Origin of the sequence: Claveliimonas monacensis (genome assembly GCF_014982975.1) — a bacterium.
Classification (GTDB): domain Bacteria; phylum Bacillota; class Clostridia; order Lachnospirales; family Lachnospiraceae; genus Claveliimonas; species Claveliimonas monacensis.
Window position 1 is genome coordinate 175,566 of record NZ_JADCKL010000001.1, and the last position, 18,343, is coordinate 193,908.

At 50.9% G+C, this 18,343-nt stretch carries 21 protein-coding genes and 1 tRNA gene; 17 read left to right on the forward strand and 5 right to left on the reverse strand.

Going from position 1 to position 18,343, the window contains the following annotated elements; all coding sequences use genetic code 11:
- Positions 1-32: 32 nt before the first annotated feature.
- Both INF30_RS00795 and INF30_RS14575 read right to left on the reverse strand, forming a co-directional pair.
- The gene (locus tag INF30_RS00795) at positions 33-266 is read right to left on the reverse strand and encodes an acetate and sugar kinases/Hsc70/actin family protein (protein ID WP_226393926.1); all 234 of its coding nucleotides are present in this window, start codon (positions 264-266) and stop codon (positions 33-35) included.
- Positions 267-705: 439 nt separating this feature from the next.
- On the reverse strand, positions 706-837 hold the full coding sequence (locus INF30_RS14575; RefSeq protein ID WP_264176822.1) for a hypothetical protein: 132 nt from the start codon (positions 835-837) through the stop codon (positions 706-708).
- Positions 838-1,079: 242 nt separating this feature from the next.
- Here INF30_RS14575 and INF30_RS00800 point away from each other — a divergent pair, with 242 nt between their 5' ends.
- The 15 genes from INF30_RS00800 to INF30_RS00870 all read left to right on the forward strand — a co-directional run bounded on the left by INF30_RS00800 (position 1,080) and on the right by INF30_RS00870 (position 14,853).
- Entirely contained in the window at positions 1,080-2,189 is a 1,110-nt protein-coding gene (locus INF30_RS00800; protein ID WP_226393927.1) for a hypothetical protein, read from the forward strand.
- 108 nt (positions 2,190-2,297) lie between these two features.
- On the forward strand, positions 2,298-3,122 hold the full coding sequence (locus tag INF30_RS00805) for a hypothetical protein (RefSeq protein ID WP_226393928.1): 825 nt from the start codon (positions 2,298-2,300) through the stop codon (positions 3,120-3,122).
- 256 nt (positions 3,123-3,378) lie between these two features.
- Entirely contained in the window at positions 3,379-4,611 is a 1,233-nt protein-coding gene (locus INF30_RS00810; RefSeq protein ID WP_226393929.1) for a M20 metallopeptidase family protein, read from the forward strand.
- A gap of 52 nt (positions 4,612-4,663) precedes the next feature.
- Positions 4,664-6,067 (forward strand): YfcC family protein, encoded by a 1,404-nt coding sequence (locus tag INF30_RS00815; RefSeq protein ID WP_226393930.1) that lies wholly within the window; start codon positions 4,664-4,666, stop codon positions 6,065-6,067.
- 199 nt (positions 6,068-6,266) lie between these two features.
- On the forward strand, positions 6,267-6,614 hold the full coding sequence (gene rplS / locus INF30_RS00820) for a 50S ribosomal protein L19 (RefSeq protein ID WP_033125426.1): 348 nt from the start codon (positions 6,267-6,269) through the stop codon (positions 6,612-6,614).
- Between the two features lie 85 nt (positions 6,615-6,699).
- Complete coding sequence (gene lepB / locus INF30_RS00825; protein WP_076777579.1) at positions 6,700-7,287, forward strand: signal peptidase I; 588 nt, start codon at positions 6,700-6,702, stop codon at positions 7,285-7,287.
- A 27-nt stretch (positions 7,288-7,314) separates the two neighbouring features.
- Positions 7,315-8,163 (forward strand): ribosome biogenesis GTPase YlqF, encoded by an 849-nt coding sequence (gene ylqF, locus INF30_RS00830; protein ID WP_076777578.1) that lies wholly within the window; start codon positions 7,315-7,317, stop codon positions 8,161-8,163.
- A 39-nt stretch (positions 8,164-8,202) separates the two neighbouring features.
- Complete coding sequence (lepB, locus tag INF30_RS00835) at positions 8,203-8,766, forward strand: signal peptidase I (RefSeq protein ID WP_226393931.1); 564 nt, start codon at positions 8,203-8,205, stop codon at positions 8,764-8,766.
- Positions 8,759-9,421, forward strand: coding sequence for a ribonuclease HII (locus INF30_RS00840; protein WP_226393932.1), 663 nt, complete (start codon positions 8,759-8,761; stop codon positions 9,419-9,421). Before lepB (INF30_RS00835) ends, INF30_RS00840 begins: the two co-directional genes overlap by 8 nt.
- 54 nt (positions 9,422-9,475) lie before the next feature.
- Entirely contained in the window at positions 9,476-9,859 is a 384-nt protein-coding gene (locus INF30_RS00845) for a YraN family protein (protein WP_281725951.1), read from the forward strand.
- 4 nt (positions 9,860-9,863) lie between these two features.
- Positions 9,864-10,712 carry a peptidoglycan editing factor PgeF gene (pgeF, locus tag INF30_RS00850; protein ID WP_226393933.1) on the forward strand — a complete coding sequence of 283 codons (849 nt, stop codon included), beginning with the start codon at positions 9,864-9,866 and terminating at the stop codon, positions 10,710-10,712.
- 25 nt (positions 10,713-10,737) lie between these two features.
- On the forward strand, positions 10,738-11,622 hold the full coding sequence (locus INF30_RS00855; protein ID WP_076777574.1) for a mechanosensitive ion channel family protein: 885 nt from the start codon (positions 10,738-10,740) through the stop codon (positions 11,620-11,622).
- A gap of 25 nt (positions 11,623-11,647) precedes the next feature.
- Positions 11,648-13,486, forward strand: coding sequence for a DUF975 family protein (locus INF30_RS00860; RefSeq protein WP_226393935.1), 1,839 nt, complete (start codon positions 11,648-11,650; stop codon positions 13,484-13,486).
- Complete coding sequence (locus INF30_RS00865) at positions 13,447-14,679, forward strand: metallophosphoesterase (RefSeq protein ID WP_226393936.1); 1,233 nt, start codon at positions 13,447-13,449, stop codon at positions 14,677-14,679. Before INF30_RS00860 ends, INF30_RS00865 begins: the two co-directional genes overlap by 40 nt.
- 101 nt (positions 14,680-14,780) lie before the next feature.
- Positions 14,781-14,853, forward strand: a tRNA-Thr gene (locus tag INF30_RS00870).
- 127 nt (positions 14,854-14,980) lie between these two features.
- Here INF30_RS00870 and INF30_RS00875 read toward each other — a convergent pair.
- Complete coding sequence (locus tag INF30_RS00875) at positions 14,981-15,475, reverse strand: HD domain-containing protein (protein WP_226393937.1); 495 nt, start codon at positions 15,473-15,475, stop codon at positions 14,981-14,983.
- A gap of 150 nt (positions 15,476-15,625) precedes the next feature.
- On the opposite strand from INF30_RS00875, the gene INF30_RS00880 reads away from it, so the two are divergent.
- The gene (locus INF30_RS00880; protein ID WP_226393938.1) at positions 15,626-16,426 is read left to right on the forward strand and encodes an MBL fold metallo-hydrolase; all 801 of its coding nucleotides are present in this window, start codon (positions 15,626-15,628) and stop codon (positions 16,424-16,426) included.
- 21 nt (positions 16,427-16,447) lie between these two features.
- On the forward strand, positions 16,448-16,693 hold the full coding sequence (locus INF30_RS00885; RefSeq protein WP_083582504.1) for a hypothetical protein: 246 nt from the start codon (positions 16,448-16,450) through the stop codon (positions 16,691-16,693).
- A gap of 67 nt (positions 16,694-16,760) precedes the next feature.
- Here INF30_RS00885 and INF30_RS00890 read toward each other — a convergent pair whose 3' ends face one another.
- Both INF30_RS00890 and INF30_RS00895 read right to left on the reverse strand, forming a co-directional pair.
- Positions 16,761-17,567 carry an ABC transporter permease gene (locus INF30_RS00890; RefSeq protein ID WP_076777569.1) on the reverse strand — a complete coding sequence of 269 codons (807 nt, stop codon included), beginning with the start codon at positions 17,565-17,567 and terminating at the stop codon, positions 16,761-16,763.
- Positions 17,560-18,327 (reverse strand): ABC transporter ATP-binding protein, encoded by a 768-nt coding sequence (locus INF30_RS00895; protein WP_076777568.1) that lies wholly within the window; start codon positions 18,325-18,327, stop codon positions 17,560-17,562. The genes INF30_RS00890 and INF30_RS00895 overlap by 8 nt, the downstream gene beginning before the upstream one ends.
- Positions 18,328-18,343 lie beyond the last annotated feature (16 nt).

Below are 18,343 nucleotides of genomic sequence, written 5' to 3' on the forward strand. Positions count from 1 at the left end.
AAATTGTAACATACTTCTTATTTTTTTGCAATCTATATAATAAGGAAATAAGACAATCGAAATAAGACCATAAATCGCATTATGATTTCATCTAAAATAGTTTCTTCCTGCATCAGTACCTGTTCCACATCAGAAGAATCCAAGTGAATACCATAATTTTGTTGAATTGCATTCGATATTTCAGAACGGAGAACTGCCATACCAGAACGATCACTGACACGAACGGATAAATCCGGTTTTCCATTTCTGATTACTAAAAGATCCACTGTACCATCCCCAATATCAATACAGTTTACTGTGCGATATTTTTTCAAGAGACTTGATTTAAAACACATAACTGCTGGGATGCTCTGGCTGAAAACAGCATGAGACAGGAAAAGCTACTGTATGAATGAGGAATGAGACACGTTTTTTATGGATGTGTCTTATTTTTATGCGGATTTTTCAGAAAAGAGGTGAGATATGGGAAGTGTACATAACCGGGGACCGCCCACAAAACCGATATAAGGAAAACCAAAATTTTATCTCAAAACAATAAAAAAATAATTTAAAGAAAGGAAATATTCAGTTTTCAAGGTGCATCGTAGGGGAAAGAAAAACGAAATGTTTAAAACGGATTGGTTTTTACCGAACCCCTCTCTTGGTGCTTTATACTGGAACGGTCAGCAGGTTATCCTGCTAAGCCTGTCCTATAAAGTGAAACAATTATTTTTGCTGTGGAGTTTTCTCCGAATCTGTTTGAGTTTCCTTGTGCTTTTCTTCACGAAACACTGAAAAATCTCCCATCGCATCATAGGGCAAAGCCATCATATATGTGTTTATTTCTTCCTGTGTCATTTTTTCACCTCCGAAAGTTGTTAAAATAAGTGTATCAAAATACCCGCTCTCTAAGTTCCACATCTCCGATACCATTGCTCGTCAAATTCAACATTTATGTAGAATTTGATATTAAGGTATTTATCAGAATATGGTATGATATTTTCAAGAGCATTTCTTTGCTATATGCATACATTACTCTCATAAGTGGAAAATGTCGGTAACAACGAATGGTACAAATAAGTAACAAGGAGATGATTGGCATGATATTAAGTGATGTCCTGAAAGCATTATCAACGCATTGTAAAAAATTAGGGATTGAACATAAAGACTTATATTTGATGCTCTTTGAAGAAGAAGATATAAATATAGAACAAACAGTAAAAAATGTTTTTGGCAAAAGAGCTCTGAATCAGCGCATCTTTAAAAAAATCATAACGGATGATGGTTTTGTACATTTAACAAATATTATTAAATCCAAATTACTCTCTACAATTGGAGGGCACCAAGCTCTGTATCAGAGCCTTTATCAGCTTGTTGAAAATGACAACCATCTATCACATACTGATAATGTTCGTATTATTACAACAAGCAGAGAAACACAGGCTGCATACTATGCTTCCAGTTTTAAAAATATCCGTTTGATTGGTCTGGAAAATAATGATATTATTGCTTACTTGAAAAAATGTAAGATGTCTGAAACAAAAATTGGACTCATTATGGCAAGTAAACCTTTAGTAGAATGCTTGAGAATCCCACTGTATATCTGTATGTTCTGTGCCGAAGACACCAATTCTGATTTACCGGAAACACCCGGCGAGATATTATACAGTTTCTTTCATCGCAATTCTTCATTTTACAACATACGGAGAAGGGCAACCGACACGAGAACAAATCCTCTTGATGCGCAGCAAACAGCTTTCATCCTTGATTTTGTTCTTCCTTATATTGGATGGCATTTTGAAAAAGAAGATTGTTTTTCTGTGAATGAAACAGATTTTGAAGAGATGATCAAAAATTCCATTTTTGTAATCAGATCGTTTTGCAACGGGTTATCTACCATTCCTTTTATGGATTTCCAGTATAAATCTATTTGCTTGATAAAAGTGGCTGATTCTCTTTATAGAACGCATTCGGCAAATATGCCATGTAATGACTCCATGTTACCAAAAATAATAGATTGCATTTTTAGCTATCTTGGCATTGTATACCAGTATCAAACTACAGATGGCTCTTTTCAAGAACGCAATCGTTACGCTTTCACCCATCATCAATTCCGAGATTATTTTTCAGCCATAAATAAGCGTATCCAGGAGTATGAAGAGTGCCAGGCAATGAGTATCAAAAAGGCAGGGCAAATGCGTTTGCGGTAATTGTAAATAGAAGTTTGGCATAAAGATTTTAGCAATTGCAGGCAGGATTTTATCGGGAGTACCGTGTCTTGTGATTAAATGATCATAAAAAATCAAGAAAAAGCAGAGATGCTGACCCGCGAGGAGCGGGTTCGGGAGATCCAGAAGTTTACGCTGCTGAGTGACGTATTCATGTCAGTGGCTCTGGAGGACATCCCGGCCTGCGAGTATGTGCTGCGGATATTCACGGGGAAAAAGGAACTGACTCTCCGGAGAGTGAAGACCCAGTACAGCATCTCGAAAATTGCGACAAAGAGTGTCCGACTGGACGTGCTGGCAGAGGATATATGCGGAGCTCTCTACGCCATTGAGGTACAGCGGAAGGCCTATGTGGATCACGCCCGGAGAGTCCGGTTCTACAGCGCGATGACAGACAGCAGTCTCCTTGGAAAGGGAGAGGATTACAGCGGAATGCCGGACCGATACATTTTTTACGTGAGTGAGACAGATATCTGGAATGTGGGCAGGACGGTGTGTCATGTCAGCAAATCTCTGACAGAGGGGCAAAAGCCATGTCTGAGGTTGTATGAGGATGGCAGTCATGTCACTTATATTAATGCACAGGTGGATGACGGGTCAGAAGTGGCAGCTCTGATGCGCTATTTCAAGACGGCGGATCCGGAGGATGACAGCCAGGGAGCCTTATCCCGGCGAGTAAAATTTTTAAAAGGTGAAGAAGGAGGCGTGGAGCGTATGTGTGAATTGACGGATATGATAGAGAAGAGGGGAGAACTCCGAGGCGAAAATCGAGGCAGACAGGAAGGCAAACGAGCCGTGGCGATCAACCTTGCAGGCATGGGAATGACCGTAGACAGGATCGCCCAGGCAGTGGAGGAGAATGTGTCCGTTGTGCGGCAGTGGCTCTCTGCGGAGAGTTTGCCAGAGAACCGATAAGTTTTTGCTGCTGACAGAAAAATTCCGAAAAATAGTTGCGAAAGGCAGTGGAAAATGCTATGATAATCGCGATCATATTTTTGTAAAGATCGTACATACTTACAGTACAGTATATAGAGACAATGCGCAGCGGAGTGTTATGGGCAGTTGTCAGTTCGAAGAGTTCCGTCAGAGGGGCTCTTTTCTTTTTTATAGAGCGTGCAGACTTTTTGCGGCATACCAGGGCATTGGAATTAGGAAAGACAGGTGAGAGATTATGGGAGTGACAGCGGCCGAGATCAGAAGGAGAGCGGAGGAGCTCCGAGGACAGATCACAGCGGACAGGCGGTACCTTCACCAGATACCGGAGATCGGGATGGAGCTGCCAAAGACAGCGGATTATATCAGAAAACGGCTGGATGAGATGGGAATACCGTGGGAGAACTGCGGCGGGGATCTGCCGGAACAAGTGACCAGGGATTTTATGGAAGCAGGTTTCCCCAGGATGGAGCGGGCCGAGGGAGTGACAGCCGTGATCGGACATGGCAGCCCCTGCATCTTGCTGCGGGCGGATATGGACGCCCTTCCTATCCGGGAGGACAGTGATCTGGCGTTTAGATCCGGGAATGGATATGGACATATGTGCGGCCATGACAGCCACGCGGCCATGCTCCTGGGGGCGGCGCAGATCCTCAAAGAGAGGGAGGACTCCCTTGCCGGGAGTGTCAAGCTGGTGTTCCAGCCCGGGGAGGAGACTGGCGCCGGGGCGAGAGTTCTGGTGGAGAATGGTCTTCTGGAGAACCCGAAGGTGGACGCCGCATTCGGGCTCCATGTCCAGTCCGTCACAAGAACAGGGGAACTGGGGTATGCAGTGGGCGTCAATTCGGCTTCCCTGGATACGTTTATCCTGAAGATCAGGGGCAGCGGCGGCCACAGCTCCCAGCCACAGCTCTGCATTGATCCCCTGATGATCATGAACCAGGTGTACCAGGCTGTCAACCTGCTTGTTACAAGGGAGGCGGACCCTGCGGCCATGGTGGCTCTGACCTGCGGCGTGGCAAAGGGAGGCACAGCTGTCAATATCATTCCCGGGGAGGCGGAGCTCCATATCGGGGTGCGGACTTTGGATGTCCAGGCAGCAGACCATCTGACAAGGCGGATACCGGAGGTCATCGACCACTATGTGAAGGCCTGGAGGGGGGCGTATGACCTGACTGTGTTCCACACGCCCTGCACTTACAGCGACGAAGCGCTGTGCCGGGAGCTTGTCTCCTTTGCGGAAGAGATACTGGGGAAAGAGAATGTCTGCCAGATCCCGCCTATGACGGGGACAGAGGATTTCGGATATATCACCAGGGAAGTGCCGGGCATGTTTGCCTTTATTGGAGCGGGACAGCCGGGAAATGCGCCCCTCCACAATCCCCATATGGTGCTGGACGAGGAGGTGCTTCCTCTGGGAGCTGCCCTTCACGCTTACACAGCCATCTCATGGCTGGCTTCCCGCAGATAGGCGGGAGGCGAAGGCGTTATCGTTATCTATAGAGAGAAAGAGAGTGAAGAAAATGGATAAGAAAACATCCAGGAGCAAAGGCTTCCACATGCCCCATGTATTTATCATCCTCCTGCTCATCATGCTGTTGGTGGTGGCGCTGTCCTACGTGATCCCAAGCGGAAGCTACGAGCGGATCACCGATGAGACGACGGGGATATCGGTGGTGGATCCGGATACGTTCCGATATGTGGAAAATGAGAATCCTATCACATTTATGAACTACTTTGAGGCGGTGTACAACGGGTTTGTGAACGGTGCCACTATCATGGGAACTCTGTTCATCAGTTCCGGCGTCATCTACCTTTTGGAGGTCAGCGGGGCATTCGGCGCGGGGATCGGCGCTATCTTAAAGCGGACCAGGGGCCGGGAATTTTCCGTTGTGTGGATCTTTTACACCATCTTTGTGGTGTTTGGAGTCCTGGGATACGGGGAGGCTGCCTATCCTTTTTACCCGCTGGCAGTGAGCATCGGTTTTGCCCTTGGGTATGACAGGATCGTGGGCGCCGGTCTGGCTATCGTGGGAAGCACGGTGGGCTTTACATCGGGCCTTATGAACATGTTCACCACCGGCGTGTCCCAGCAGATCGTGGGGCTGCCCATGTTTTCCGGCATCGGTTACCGGGCTGTGGGGCTGGTGGTGTTCTATCTGATCGGCCTTGCGGGCCTGTACAGCTATTGCCGAAAGATACGGAAGGATCCGGCAAAAAGTATCGTGAGCGAAGAGTACATGGGGCAGAAGACGGAGGATGAGATGGAGCACACGGAGGAGATGACCGGGCGAAGAGTGCTGGGACTGCTGGCCTTTCTTGCGGTCATCGTCATCCAGGGGTACGGCTGTATCACACAGGGATGGTCCTTTGCCCAGATCGCGGCTCTCTATGTCATGTTTGGCATGGTGCTGACCGTTATTTTCCGGTTCAGCCCAAGTGAGGCCTGCCAGCTTTTCTGTAAAGGCGCCACCAGAGTGTTCGCGGCGGCCTTTGCCGTGGGCCTTGCCCAGTCAGTAGTGGTGCTTATGAACCAGGCCTGCATCATGGACACCATTGTCCACGCCATGGGAGAGCTGCTGGAGAACAAGAGCGCGATCCTGGCGCTGCTGATCATCTTTGTGTTTGTGACCCTCTTTAATTTCCTGGTGGTATCGGGAAGCGGAAAAGCGGTCATTATCATGCCTATTCTCCAGCCCCTGGGAAAGATCCTGCATATCAACCAGCAGGTGCTGGTGCTCACGTACCAGTACGGCGACGGCATCACCAACAGCTTCTGGCCGGGCAGCTCCCTTGTCCAGCTGTCCATGTGCGGGGTGGACTATGGCTCCTGGATCAGATTCTGCTGGAAGATCTATCTCTCTTTCATAGTGAGTGCCTTTATCCTGATCATGGTGGCACACGGCATCGGCTATGGCCCGTTCTGACAGGTCCGACGGATGCGGGTCCTTGAGAATGTCCTAAAAAGAGGGGAAGATGGCGGAAATTTTCCTTGCAATTCTCCTGTACATATGCTATGATAAAATGCGTTGTGAGAAGAAAGAGATGGTCCTCTGATACGCTTCCGCGCTGAGGCGGGAATAGAAAAATGTATTAAGAACGTCCGAATAACAAGGAGGTCACACAATGAACGATATTATCAAGAACATTGAAGCTGAACAGCTCAAAGAGAACGCGCCTGAGTTCAGAGTAGGCGACACCGTAAAAGTTTACGGAAAGATCAAAGAGGGTAACCGTGAAAGGATCCAGGTTTTCGAGGGAACAGTCCTGAAGAAACAGGGTGGCAGCACAAGAGCAACATTTACTGTAAGAAAGAATTCTAACGGCGTAGGTGTTGAGAAGACATGGCCGCTTCATTCTCCTAACGTAGAGAAGGTTGAAGTTGTACGCAGAGGTAAAGTAAGACGTGCAAAACTGAACTACTTAAGAGACCGCGTAGGAAAAGCAGCCAAGGTAAAAGAATTAGTAAAATAAGAAAACAAAGAGGAAGGGACAAATACATACTGTATCTTGTCCCTTTTATGCTATACAGACAGGAGTTTCTGACAGGGAAAGATTTATGAGAGGATTGAAATTCAGAAGAAGACGACGCAGAAGAAGAAATACATTTCGGATCGAGATGCTGAAACCGGTGGCAGTGTGGGCGGGCAAGATCGCCGTCGTTTGTCTGTTTGCCTTTGTCTTTGTGTGGTATTTCGGGCAGAGGGTGGCTGTGGTGGGGGACTCCATGAGCCCCATTCTCAGCAACGGAGACGTGACGCTTGTGAACCGGATCGTATATGACGCCACAGCGCCGAAGCGAGGAGACATTATCGTATTTAAGCCCAAGGGAAATGAGAACTCCCATTACTATATCAAGCGTATCATCGGCCTTCCGGGAGAGACAGTGCAGATCCTGGAAGGGGAGATCTACATTGACGGCGAAAAGCTGGAGGAGGATTACGGGATCAGCGAGATCACGGACCCCGGCATTGCAGCGGAGGAGATCGAACTGGCAGGAGACGAATTCTTTGTGCTTGGAGATGACAGGGAGAACAGCGAAGACAGCCGCATGGCGGACGTGGGGGCTGTGAAACGGTCCTATATATACGGGAAAGTCTGGTTTATCGTCTCGCCCTGGGAAGATTTTGGGCTGGTGCGTTCTTAGAGCACATTTATTATAAGGAGGAAACACATGCATTTTCAATGGTATCCAGGCCATATGACAAAGGCCAAGCGGATGATGCAGGAGAATATAAAACTGATCGATCTGGTGATCGAACTGACAGACGCCCGGGTCCCTGTGAGCAGCCGGAATCCGGACATTGACGAACTTGGAAAGAACAAGGCCAGACTGATCCTTCTTAATAAGGCGGATCTGGCGGAGGAGAAGTGGAATGACGCCTGGATGGAGTATTTCCAGGGGCAAGGCTTTTCCTGTGTCAAGGTCAACTCGAAAAAAGGAGGCGGGATGAAGAGCATCCACGCGGTTATACAGGAGGCCTGCAAGGAGAAGATCGAGAGAGACAGGAAGAGAGGCATTCTGAACAGGCCGGTGCGCGCCATGGTGGTGGGGATCCCCAATGTGGGCAAGTCCACCTTTATCAACAGTCTGGCGGGGAAGGCCTGCGCCAAGACGGGAAATAAACCTGGCGTGACAAAGGGGAAACAGTGGATACGGCTCAATAAAAATGTGGAGCTGCTGGATACGCCGGGCATTCTCTGGCCTAAATTCGAGGATCAGTCCGTGGGCATGAAGCTGGCTTTTATAGGCTCCATCAAGGATGAGATCCTGCAGAGGACAGAGCTTGCCGCAGAGTTCGTAAAGTTCATGCAGCAGAACTACCCGGGTGTCCTTGCGGAGAAATACAGTGTAGAGGAGGACGGGGACGCCTATGGCATCCTGGAAGGGATCGCCAGGAGCCGTCACTGCCTTGTGCGGGGAAGCGAGCTGGATATGGAGAAGGCGTCCACTCTGTTGCTGGATGACTTCCGGGATGGAAGGCTGGGAAGGCTGACGCTGGAATATCCGGATCAGATATGATAAAATGATTGGAAGTAAGAAAAAGGCAGGATGAATAAAATGGCAAGACGCAGACGAGAGAAAGAACACGGTATATTCCGGGAGCTCCTGGGATGGATCGTTTATATACTGATCATTATAGGACTAAGCTACCTGATCATCACCTATGTGGGGCAGAGGACCATGGTCAGCGGACAGTCCATGGAACCCACATTAAGTAACGGGGACAATCTGATCGTGGATAAGATTTCCTACAGGTTCCGTGATCCACAGAGATATGACATCATCGTATTTCCTTATAAATATGAGGAGGACACATACTACATCAAAAGGATCATCGGCATGCCGGGGGAGACGGTCCAGGTCATCGGGGGCTATGTCTATATCAATGGGGAGCTGCTGGAGAGCGACATCTACGGAGCGGAGCCCATGGAGAGCGGACAGCTTGCGGACCAGCCTATCACCCTGGGAGCGGATGAGTATTTTGTGCTGGGTGACAACCGGAACCACAGCTCCGACAGCCGTGACCCCAGCGTGGGGGTGCTGAAAAGGAGCGACCTTCTGGGCCGGGCCTGGGTGCGCATCTATCCATTTGACAAGATAGGATTTATCAGACATGAATAAGCGGGAAGAAGAAAAGAAGAGAAGGCAGGAAGAGAAGCTGAAAAAGGAGCTGGACCGGCTGGAAGCCATGAGTGTGTACGAGAGAGAGTATGCCGGCTGGGGGGCGGTCTGCGGCATCGACGAAGCCGGGCGCGGTCCTCTTGCCGGCCCTGTGGTGGCGGGAGCTGTCATTCTTCCAAAGGACGAAAAGATACTATATGTAAATGACTCCAAGAAGCTGTCGGAGAAGAAGCGGGAGATGCTCTACGATGAGATCATGAGCCGGGCCCTGGCAGTGGGAGTGGGTGTCGTGGGGCCGGAGCGCATCGATGAGATCAATATCCTGCAGGCCACCTATGAGGCCATGCGGATGGCGGTGGCGCAGCTGAAGGTACAGCCGGATATCCTTTTAAACGATGCGGTCACCATACCGGATCTAAAGGTCCGCCAGGTCCCCATCGTCAAGGGGGATGCCAAGAGTGTCTCCATCGCAGCGGCCAGCATTATTGCCAAGGTGACAAGGGACAGACTGATGCGGGAGTATGGTCAGGTCTTTCCCGAATATGAGTTTGCATCCAACAAAGGATACGGGACAAAGAGCCACATCGAGGCTCTGAAGACATACGGTCCCACTCCCATCCACAGAAGGACATTTATCCAGCATTTCGTACAGTGACAAAGGCTGGCCTGTGGACAGGGCGGGAGCGGCCATGCCAGAGATACAAAATTGGTGAGAGAGCAGGCATACAGGCAGACATACAACAAAAGACAGATGGGAGCTGACTGGGAGAGAAAAGCGGGGGCTTATCTGGAGGGGCAGGGCTATCAGATCCTGCAGTTCAACTACAGATGCCGGGCAGGAGAGGTTGACATTGTGGCCCGGGACGGTTCCTTTTTTGTCTTCTGCGAAGTGAAATACAGAAAGACAGCCAGAAAGGGCGGATCGCTGGAGGCTGTGACGCCCCGGAAGCAGAGGATCATTTCAAGGTGCGCCCTCTTTTATCTGATGGAGCATCACCTGGCAGGGGTTCCCTGCCGTTTTGACGTTGTAGGCATTGAGGGCAGCCGGGAAAAGATCACACTGATCAAAGGCGCTTTTGAGTATGAGGAGTGAATGTATGGGTATTGGATTGAAATACAAAGATCAGAGACATATGATCGATGAAAAGGAAAAGGGCGGTGTGCCCTATCTTTCCTTCCCCCTTCTGGAGGAGACGGGCATCGTGAATCAGGGATTTTCTACCAGGCTGGGAGGAGTCAGTAAGGGAGGATGCGCTTCCATGAACATCAGCATCCACAGAGGCGATGATCCGGAGGCTGTGGAGGAGAACCGGAGAAGGATTGCCGCGGCCATCGGTGTGGACAGGGAGAAGATGGTCTACACATGCCAGACTCACACCACCAATGTGGCGCTGGTCACAGAGGAGGACGCCGGGAAGAGCCTGTCGGAGACTGACGGCATGATCACAGAGACGCCGGGGCTGTGCCTTGTCACCTTTTACGCGGACTGTGTTCCCCTCTACTTTGTGGACCCGGTCCGCAAGGCGGTGGGGCTTTCCCACTCCGGATGGAGGGGGACGGTGCACAATATGGCGGGTGTGACTGTCAGAAAGATGGAGGAGGCATTTGGAAGCAGGCCGGAGGATATCCTGGCTGCGGTGGGTCCTTCGATCTGCCAGGACTGCTATGAAGTGAGCGAGGATGTGATCGGACAGTTCAAGGAGAACTACGATCCGTCCGTGTGGGGGGAACTGTTTTACCAGAAAGAGGAGCAGAAAGGCAGGGGGAAGTACCAGCTTGATCTGTGGAAAGCCAATGAGCTCAATCTTTTAGGAGCCGGGCTTTTGCCGGAGCACATCGCTGTGACGAACCTGTGTACCTGCTGCAATCCCCGGATTTTGTTTTCCCACCGGGTGTCCGGGTGGAACAGGGGGAACCTGAGCGCTTTTCTGGCCCTGAAGGAGTAGACTGATTCTATATCATAAGGAGGAGATGCCTGTGAATACAGAAGAAATTGCTGAGACAACAGAGGAGACCGTAGAGAATGTGAACATGTTTCTCCAGTTTATAGAGGACCATATCCCGGATATGATCGGTTTTGGGTTTAAGATCCTCTTTGCGGTGATCCTGATCATTGCAGGAAAATATATCATCAAGGCAGTCCGCAGATTTGCGGCAAGAGCTTTTGCCCGTTCCAACGCAGATACAGGGGTGAGCCAGTTTACAGACTCTATCATCAAGTACGGCCTGTACACAGTGCTGGTGATCCTGGTGATTACAAGTTTCGGAGTGAATCTTTCATCCATTACGGCCATTCTGGCTGCGGCAGGCGTGGCGGTCAGCCTGGCTTTGCAGGGAGTGATCTCCAATTTTGCAGGCGGCGTGCTGATTCTGACACTGAAGCCTTTTGTCGTGGGCGACTATATCGTAGAGGACAATAACAAGAATGAGGGAACGGTCAAGGAAATCCAGCTTTTTCATACAAAGCTGACCACTGTGGACAATAAGACCATTGTCATCCCCAACGGCATGCTGACGAACAACAGCCTGACCAACGTGACTGCCAAGGATGAGCGCCAGCTTGACCTGCGGATTGATATTTCCTACGAGTCGGATCTTCGAAAGGCCAAGAAGATACTGGAGGATATGCTCCAGAATACGCCCGGCATACTGAAAGACATGGAGATGTCCGTCTTCGTGGACTCCCTGGGGACAAGCAGCGTAGTCCTGGGGATACGGGCCTGGACAAGGATGGAGGAGTACTGGGGAATACGTTGGAAGCTGCTGGAGGATATCAAGTTGACTTTTGATGAGGAGGGGATCAATATCCCCTACACGCAGATTACTGTCCACAGCGCTGGAAAAGACCAGATGTGACACAGCGAAAAGAGGGGGAAGAAACATGCCTACGAGAAAAGAGATGAAGCGCAGGGCGAGGAGAGCCCTGAAAAGACATTATATCCTGTATGTGGCAATCTGCCTGATTGCAGCCTATATAGGCTCTGAGTTTGCCTCCTCCCTGAATGTGCTGGAGATATCCCCTGCCTCCGGGTATGAGGCGCAGACTCGTCTGGAGAAACCTTCCGGGACCAGAGAGGGCTTTGCGGACGTTATGTACGATATCCTGGAAGACGGCGAGGAAGAGGGAAGAGCGCTGTCCCAGGAGATTAAGGAGGAAGAGGTGGAGAGGTCCAGAAGCGGGAATCCTGCTTTTGGAAGGACAAGGGGGGTGCTGGCCGGCCTGGTGAACAGCGTGACCTCCGGCTCCATACTGGTCAGCATGCTGGCGGCTCTCCACTCTCTGACGGGCTCTGAAAACCTTGCCGTTTTGTGCCTTATCCTTCTGGGAGCGGCGTTTCTCTTTGTGGTATGGTTTTTCTTTGTCAATATATTTAAAGTGATCTCCAGGCGTGTGTTCCTGGAGGGGCGCATCTACGAGAAGGTTCCGTTCCAGCGTATGCTGTTCCTTCTGCGGGTGAAGAAGTGGACAAAGGTGTGCTGTACTATGTTCCGCACCTCCCTCTACCAGATGCTCTGGAATTTCACCATCATTGGCGGTGTGATCAAGTACTATTCTTATTACCTGGTGCCCTATATTGCCGCGGAGAACCCGGATATTTCCTCCAGGGAGGCCATCAGCCTGTCACGCAGGATGATGAAGGGACACAAATGGGAGTGTTTCGTCTACGAGCTCTCCTTTCTTCCGTGGACTTTTCTTGGAGCTGCGACACTGGGCCTGTCCGAGATCCTCTACTCAAACCCTTACAGGGCGGCTTCTTTCAGTGAGTATTACGCGGATCTCCGGGCTGAGGCGAAGAAGGCGCATATGAAGGGCTGCGAGTTTCTGAATGATACCTACCTCTATGAGATGCCGGAGGATGAGCTGATCTACCTTGCCTATGAGGATGTCATCTCTGCACTGATACGCCGGCCCAGGGACATTCTGCAGCTGTCCGGCGTGCGGAAGTTTTTTGCAGACTGCCTGGGTGTTCTTCTGACAAATTCAAAAAAAGAGAAAGAATATGAAGAGATGCAGGCCCGGCGGGTGAAGATGGAGCTCCTAAAGGACGCCGTGGACAGAAAGGCCTATCCGAGCAGGCTTTCCGCCGTGCCGGAAGTGGAGAAGAGGCCGAAGATAGAGACGATCCACTATCTCAGGCACTATTCTATATGGTCTATTATCCTTCTGTTTTTCATCTTCTCTGTGATCGGGTGGGCCTGGGAGGTCAGCCTGCATCTGGTGACAGATGGAGAATTTGTCAACAGAGGAGTACTCCACGGACCATGGCTGCCCATCTATGGAGGCGGAGGGGTGCTGATCCTCATGCTCCTGAACAGGCTGAGGAATCGGCCAGTTCTTGAGTTCGCCGGCATTGTCATTCTCTGCGGCTGTGTGGAGTACGCCACTTCACTGGCTCTGGAGATCCTCCACGACGGAGAGAGATGGTGGGATTACAGCGGATACTTCCTGAACCTGAACGGGAGGATCTGTGCGGAAGGCCTGCTGGTCTTTGGCATAGGAGGCATTGCCATCGTCTATATGCTGGCGCCCCTTCTTGACAACCAGATCCAGCGCATCCGCTCCTGGATCCTGATCCCGCTGTGTCTGATTCTTCTGACGGTATTTGCCGTGGACAGCATCTATTCGGCGCAGCACCCTAACATTGGAAAAGGCATTACAGATTACGAGGAGAAAACAGCGTGCTTGCAATATATTTATCCCCCCTATACATACTTGTAAATATCTATATTTTCTGGAGACTGACACAGTGGCTGTCTGTATGCCATGGACTTTTTGGAAGTCGGCCGGCGCGCATCGTATCCGGTCTGATGTATCTTTTCTTTGCTACGTCCCTGCTGGTGGGATTTTTCCTGCCGGCGGGCAGCCTCCAGCGCTTTTTCAAGTCTGTGGGCAACTACTGGCTGGGCGTGCTGTTGTACGCGCTGCTGATCCTGGCCTGCACAGAACTGATCCGCCTGACCGCCTGGCTGCGCCGCCGTTCCAGAAAGGGCGGCGCGGCGCATGAAGAGGATGGGGCAGAAAGCAGGCCCCGGAGCCGGAGGCGGCGGGCAATAGCCGGAGGCGCGGCAGCACTGCTGATCGCTGTACTGTCTCTCTGGGGCGTGGTGAACGCCAGGATCATCCACACGACGAAGTACCAGGTGGCGGTTGATAAGTCCGGGGGAGGGCTGGAGGACCTGAAGGTTGTGCTGGCAGCGGATTTACATCTGGGATACAATATCGGCTGCAGGCAGATGGAAGATATGGTGGAGAAGATCAATCGGGAGAAGCCGGATCTGGTGGTCATCGCAGGAGACATTTTTGACAATGAGTATGATGCTCTGGATGACCCGGACAGACTGGTTCAGATCTTGGGAGGCATCTCCGCTAAATACGGCGTCTACGCCTGCTACGGAAACCACGATATACAGGAGAAGATACTGGCCGGATTTACCTTTGGAAGCAAAGACGGGAAAAAAGAGAGCGATCCCAGGATGGACGCCTTTCTGGAGCGGGCGGGTATCACACTTCTTCAGGATGAGGGCGTGCTCATCGATGACAGCTTTTATCTTTTTGGCAGGGCTGACGCAGGGAAGCCGGGGCGTGGCATCACGGTTCGGAAGACGCCGGAGGAGATCACGGCCGACATGGACCTGTCAAAGCCTGTTCTTGTGATGGACCATGAGCCGGAAGAGCTGCAGGAACTGGCGGATGCGGGAGTGGACGTGGACCTGGGCGGCCATACCCACGACGGACAGATGTTCCCCGGCAATATGGTTATGAAGTTTCTGTGGGAGAATCCCTGCGGCTATCTGCAAAAAGGGCAGATGCACAGCATCGTCACTTCCGGAGCCGGACTCTTTGGCCCTAATATGCGGGTCGGGACAAAGGCGGAGATATGCGTGGTGGACATTCGGTTTACAGGGGCCTAGAGGCAGCGGTCCTGCAGGACAGAAATTAAAGAAAAAACTTCTTGCATTTTAATGGAAATACGATATAATATTAGTTGTGGCTTTTGAAAAAAAGCTGCTAAGCCGGAATAGCTCAGTCGGTAGAGCACTTCACTCGTAATGAAGGGGTCGTCAGTTCGAGTCTGATTTCCGGCTTTTTGCATAGTGATAGATGAGACGGGGTGCAGGGCAAGCCCGTCTTTTTCTTGTCATGCCAGAGAATGATGAAGAAGGAGGAACCCGTTTTTGGATACCTCCTTCTGTTGTGTTTTTCTGATTTTGACTATGCCGGGTTCACCACAACGCGGCCCTCTTTTGCAAAAGCCACAGGCAGACAGCACAGCTCGGCCGTGGCGCAGAATTTGTCCGCGCAGGTGATGATCCAGGCCTCCCTGCTTGTGGGGAGGGGACCCAGCGGAAACATGTGTGACAGGATCGCCAGACGTTCTTTTTCAGAGATGTCAAACCGCTCCTTACTGTTTCTGGCAGCCACCTTTGGGTGGTAGAATGCCTGGAATTCTTTCACCGGTTTTGGATCGCTGAATCTGTAGAGGAAGAAATCATGGAGAAGGCCTGCCCTTGCGGCCGCCCGCTCATCACATCCCAGCTTTCTGGCCATCTTCCAGGAGATATAGGATACATTGAGGCTGTGGATCAGCCGCGTCGTCTTTACATGCTGGATATAGCCGGACAGCTTGCGGAACTCCTCATCCTCCAGAATATCTCTGACGATCTCCACAAATTCTGAGGAAATATCCTCCGTAACTTTAATGTCCATCGGCGCTCACTCCCTTTTTATTTCTTGGTAGAATAGTACTTCTTATTTTTTATATAGCTTTCCATCTGAAAAAAGTCAATGAAATTAATGAAAAAATAAGGAAGAATATGTTAGAATAATAGGGCAGATTTCAGGAAGGAGAAAAGGAATATGAAACTTACGATACTTGGAACCGGAAATGCGGCGGTGACAGAGGTCTATAACACCTGCTTTGCATTTTCCGACGGTGACAGACATTTCCTGGTGGACGCAGGCGGCGGCAACCAGATCTTAAAGAGACTGAAGGATGCGGGGATCCCGCTGAAGGACATCCATGATATATTTATCACGCACGAGCACATCGATCATCTTCTGGGGCTGATCTGGCTTGTGCGCATGATCGGCCAGAATATGAACAAGGGAAAATATGAGGGGGATCTGCGGATCTACTGCCACAGCGACCTGATCCCGGTCATCAAGACGATCACAGACCTTACCATCCAGAAAAAAGTGACAAAGCACATCGGTGAGCGCATCCAACTCATTCCGGTGGAGCACGGGGAGACAAAGGAGATCATTGGATGTCCGGTGACATTTTTTGACATCTGGTCCACAAAGGCCAAGCAATACGGCTTTACCATCATGCTGCCGGGCAATGTGAAGTTTACCTGCGCCGGGGACGAGCCCTACAATGAGAGGGATTATGAGTTTGTGAAGGGCAGTGACTGGCTGATGCACGAGGCATTCTGCCTGTACGGGGAGGCGGACGAGTTCGGTCCCTATGAAAAGCACCACAGTACAGTGAAGGAGGCCTGCCAGACTGCTGAGGAGCTTCAGATCCCGAATCTGATCCTCTACCACACAGAGGACAAGAATATTGCCAGGAGAAAAGAGCTCTATACAAACGAGGGCAGAGAATTCTATCACGGCAGCCTGTATGTGCCGGATGATATGGAGACCTTTGAGATCTAGGAAGGAAAGGAAGGGACAGACATGGCTGTTACGAGGCAGATGATCTTTCCGCTGGCTTTTTATAAGAAGTCAAAGTTCAACGGCAGCAAGGGAGCTTTGAATTACCGGATCGAGAAAGTGTCCGGTGAAGACAGGGATGAGTTTCTTCTGACAATCTGGAAAGGTCCCTTCTGTTATGAGGCCACCAGGGAAGAGAAGACCACACACCGCTATCCCTTCAGCGATGAGGGGCTGGATGCCATTGTGGAGAAGCTGAATCAGCTGTAGGCAATGACAGGAGAAATATATGGCTATGTAAGGCAGCCTGCGTTTTCGGACGCGGCTGCTTTTTTGCTTACTTTCCGGAGATCTGCCTCTGGTAGAGCTTCTCCAGAAGATTGATGACAGCGTAGAGAAGCATGGCCATGATGCACAGGAGCACGATGGACATCAGAAGCCAGTCGAGTTTGAACGTCTGACTGGCGTAGATGATCAGGTACCCCAGTCCCTGTCTTGCGGCCAGGAACTCCCCGATGATCACGCCCACCAGGCAGAGCCCGATGTTTACCTTCATGGTGCTGATGAGGGCGGGGATGGAGCCTGGGATGACCGCCTTTGTGAGTGCCTGGATGCGGGTGCCCCGCAGCGTGTAGATCAGCTTGATCTTCTCCGGGTCTGCGGTGCGAAAGGCTGTGTACAGGTTCAGGATGCTGCCGAAGATGGCCACGGACATGCCGGCCACGATGATCGTGGTGGTGGTGGCTCCCAGCCACACAATGAGGAGGGGAGCCAGCGCGGATTTAGGCAGGCTGTTCAGCACCACCATATATGGATCCAGTATCTCTGAGAGCTTCGGGCACAGCCAGAGGACAACTGCCATCAGAATACTGATGGCAATGACCAGGAGAAAGCTGACAAGGGTTTCATACAGAGTCACCCATATATGGCGGTAGATGCTTCCGTCCCGGGTCATATCCATGAAACAGGCAGCGATCTTGGAGGGGCTGCTGAAGATAAAGGAGTCGATGATCCCTCTGTCTGCACAGAATTCCCAGAGACAGAAGAAGCCGATGAGGATCAGCGCCCTGGACAGGACCACGGTCAGGCGGTGTCTCTTTTGTCGGTTCAGATAGCGCAGCTGGGCTGCAGATTGTTCATTCATTGCTGTTCAGTTCCTTCCAGATTAGATTGAAATAGGTCTTGAACTCCGGGGCGCCCCGCCGGTTCAGGGGTGTGTCTTCTTCCAGCTCAAAGATGAGGGGCAGTGTCTGACGTATGGTGGCGGGCCGGGGGCTTAAGATGATGACCCGGTCAGCCAGGGATACGGCCTCCGAGAGATCATGGGTCACCAGGATGGCCGTTTTCTTCTCCCGCCGGATGATCTGGCCGATGTCGTCGCTGACCCGGAGTCTTGTCTGGTAGTCCAGGGCGGAGAAGGGCTCGTCGAGGAGCAGGATATCCGGTTCCAGCACCAGGGTGCGGACAAGAGCCGCCCGCTGGCGCATACCGCCGGAGAGCTGGGAGGGCCTTGCGTTCTCAAACTGAGACAGCCCGTAGGTGTCTAAAAGTTCGTGGGCCTTCTGGCGTGACTTGGTGGTCAGCATGTGCTGTACTTCCAGGCCCAGGATGACATTGTTGTAGATCGTTCGCCATTCAAAGAGCTGGTCGTGCTGCAGCATGTATCCGATGTTTGTGGTGCTCTCTTTGAGCTCTTTTCCCCGCACTCTGATCCGGCCTTTCTCTGGCTGCAGCAGGCCGCAGACCAGTGAGAGCAGGGTGGACTTGCCGCAGCCGGAAGGTCCCACCACAGCCACAAATTCGCCCTCTTTCATGGTAAATGAGATATCTGAAAGTGCAGAGGTCTCTCCATCCATTGTATGATAGGAATAGTAAATATGTTTCAGTTCTAAGATCTCTTCCATGGGAACCTCCTGATCA

Coding starts and splice junctions, on each gene's coding strand:
- INF30_RS14575 (WP_264176822.1), bottom strand. CDS start 837: ATGACACAGGAAGAAATAAACACATATATGATGGCTTTGCCCTATGAT.
- INF30_RS00800 (WP_226393927.1), top strand. CDS start 1,080: ATGATATTAAGTGATGTCCTGAAAGCATTATCAACGCATTGTAAAAAA.
- INF30_RS00805 (WP_226393928.1), top strand. CDS start 2,298: ATGCTGACCCGCGAGGAGCGGGTTCGGGAGATCCAGAAGTTTACGCTG.
- INF30_RS00810 (WP_226393929.1), top strand. CDS start 3,379: ATGGGAGTGACAGCGGCCGAGATCAGAAGGAGAGCGGAGGAGCTCCGA.
- INF30_RS00815 (WP_226393930.1), top strand. CDS start 4,664: ATGGATAAGAAAACATCCAGGAGCAAAGGCTTCCACATGCCCCATGTA.
- rplS (WP_033125426.1), top strand. CDS start 6,267: ATGAACGATATTATCAAGAACATTGAAGCTGAACAGCTCAAAGAGAAC.
- lepB (WP_076777579.1), top strand. CDS start 6,700: ATGAGAGGATTGAAATTCAGAAGAAGACGACGCAGAAGAAGAAATACA.
- ylqF (WP_076777578.1), top strand. CDS start 7,315: ATGCATTTTCAATGGTATCCAGGCCATATGACAAAGGCCAAGCGGATG.
- lepB (WP_226393931.1), top strand. CDS start 8,203: ATGGCAAGACGCAGACGAGAGAAAGAACACGGTATATTCCGGGAGCTC.
- INF30_RS00840 (WP_226393932.1), top strand. CDS start 8,759: ATGAATAAGCGGGAAGAAGAAAAGAAGAGAAGGCAGGAAGAGAAGCTG.
- pgeF (WP_226393933.1), top strand. CDS start 9,864: ATGGGTATTGGATTGAAATACAAAGATCAGAGACATATGATCGATGAA.
- INF30_RS00855 (WP_076777574.1), top strand. CDS start 10,738: ATGCCTGTGAATACAGAAGAAATTGCTGAGACAACAGAGGAGACCGTA.
- INF30_RS00860 (WP_226393935.1), top strand. CDS start 11,648: ATGCCTACGAGAAAAGAGATGAAGCGCAGGGCGAGGAGAGCCCTGAAA.
- INF30_RS00875 (WP_226393937.1), bottom strand. CDS start 15,475: ATGGACATTAAAGTTACGGAGGATATTTCCTCAGAATTTGTGGAGATC.
- INF30_RS00880 (WP_226393938.1), top strand. CDS start 15,626: ATGAAACTTACGATACTTGGAACCGGAAATGCGGCGGTGACAGAGGTC.
- INF30_RS00885 (WP_083582504.1), top strand. CDS start 16,448: ATGGCTGTTACGAGGCAGATGATCTTTCCGCTGGCTTTTTATAAGAAG.
- INF30_RS00890 (WP_076777569.1), bottom strand. CDS start 17,567: ATGAATGAACAATCTGCAGCCCAGCTGCGCTATCTGAACCGACAAAAG.
- INF30_RS00895 (WP_076777568.1), bottom strand. CDS start 18,327: ATGGAAGAGATCTTAGAACTGAAACATATTTACTATTCCTATCATACA.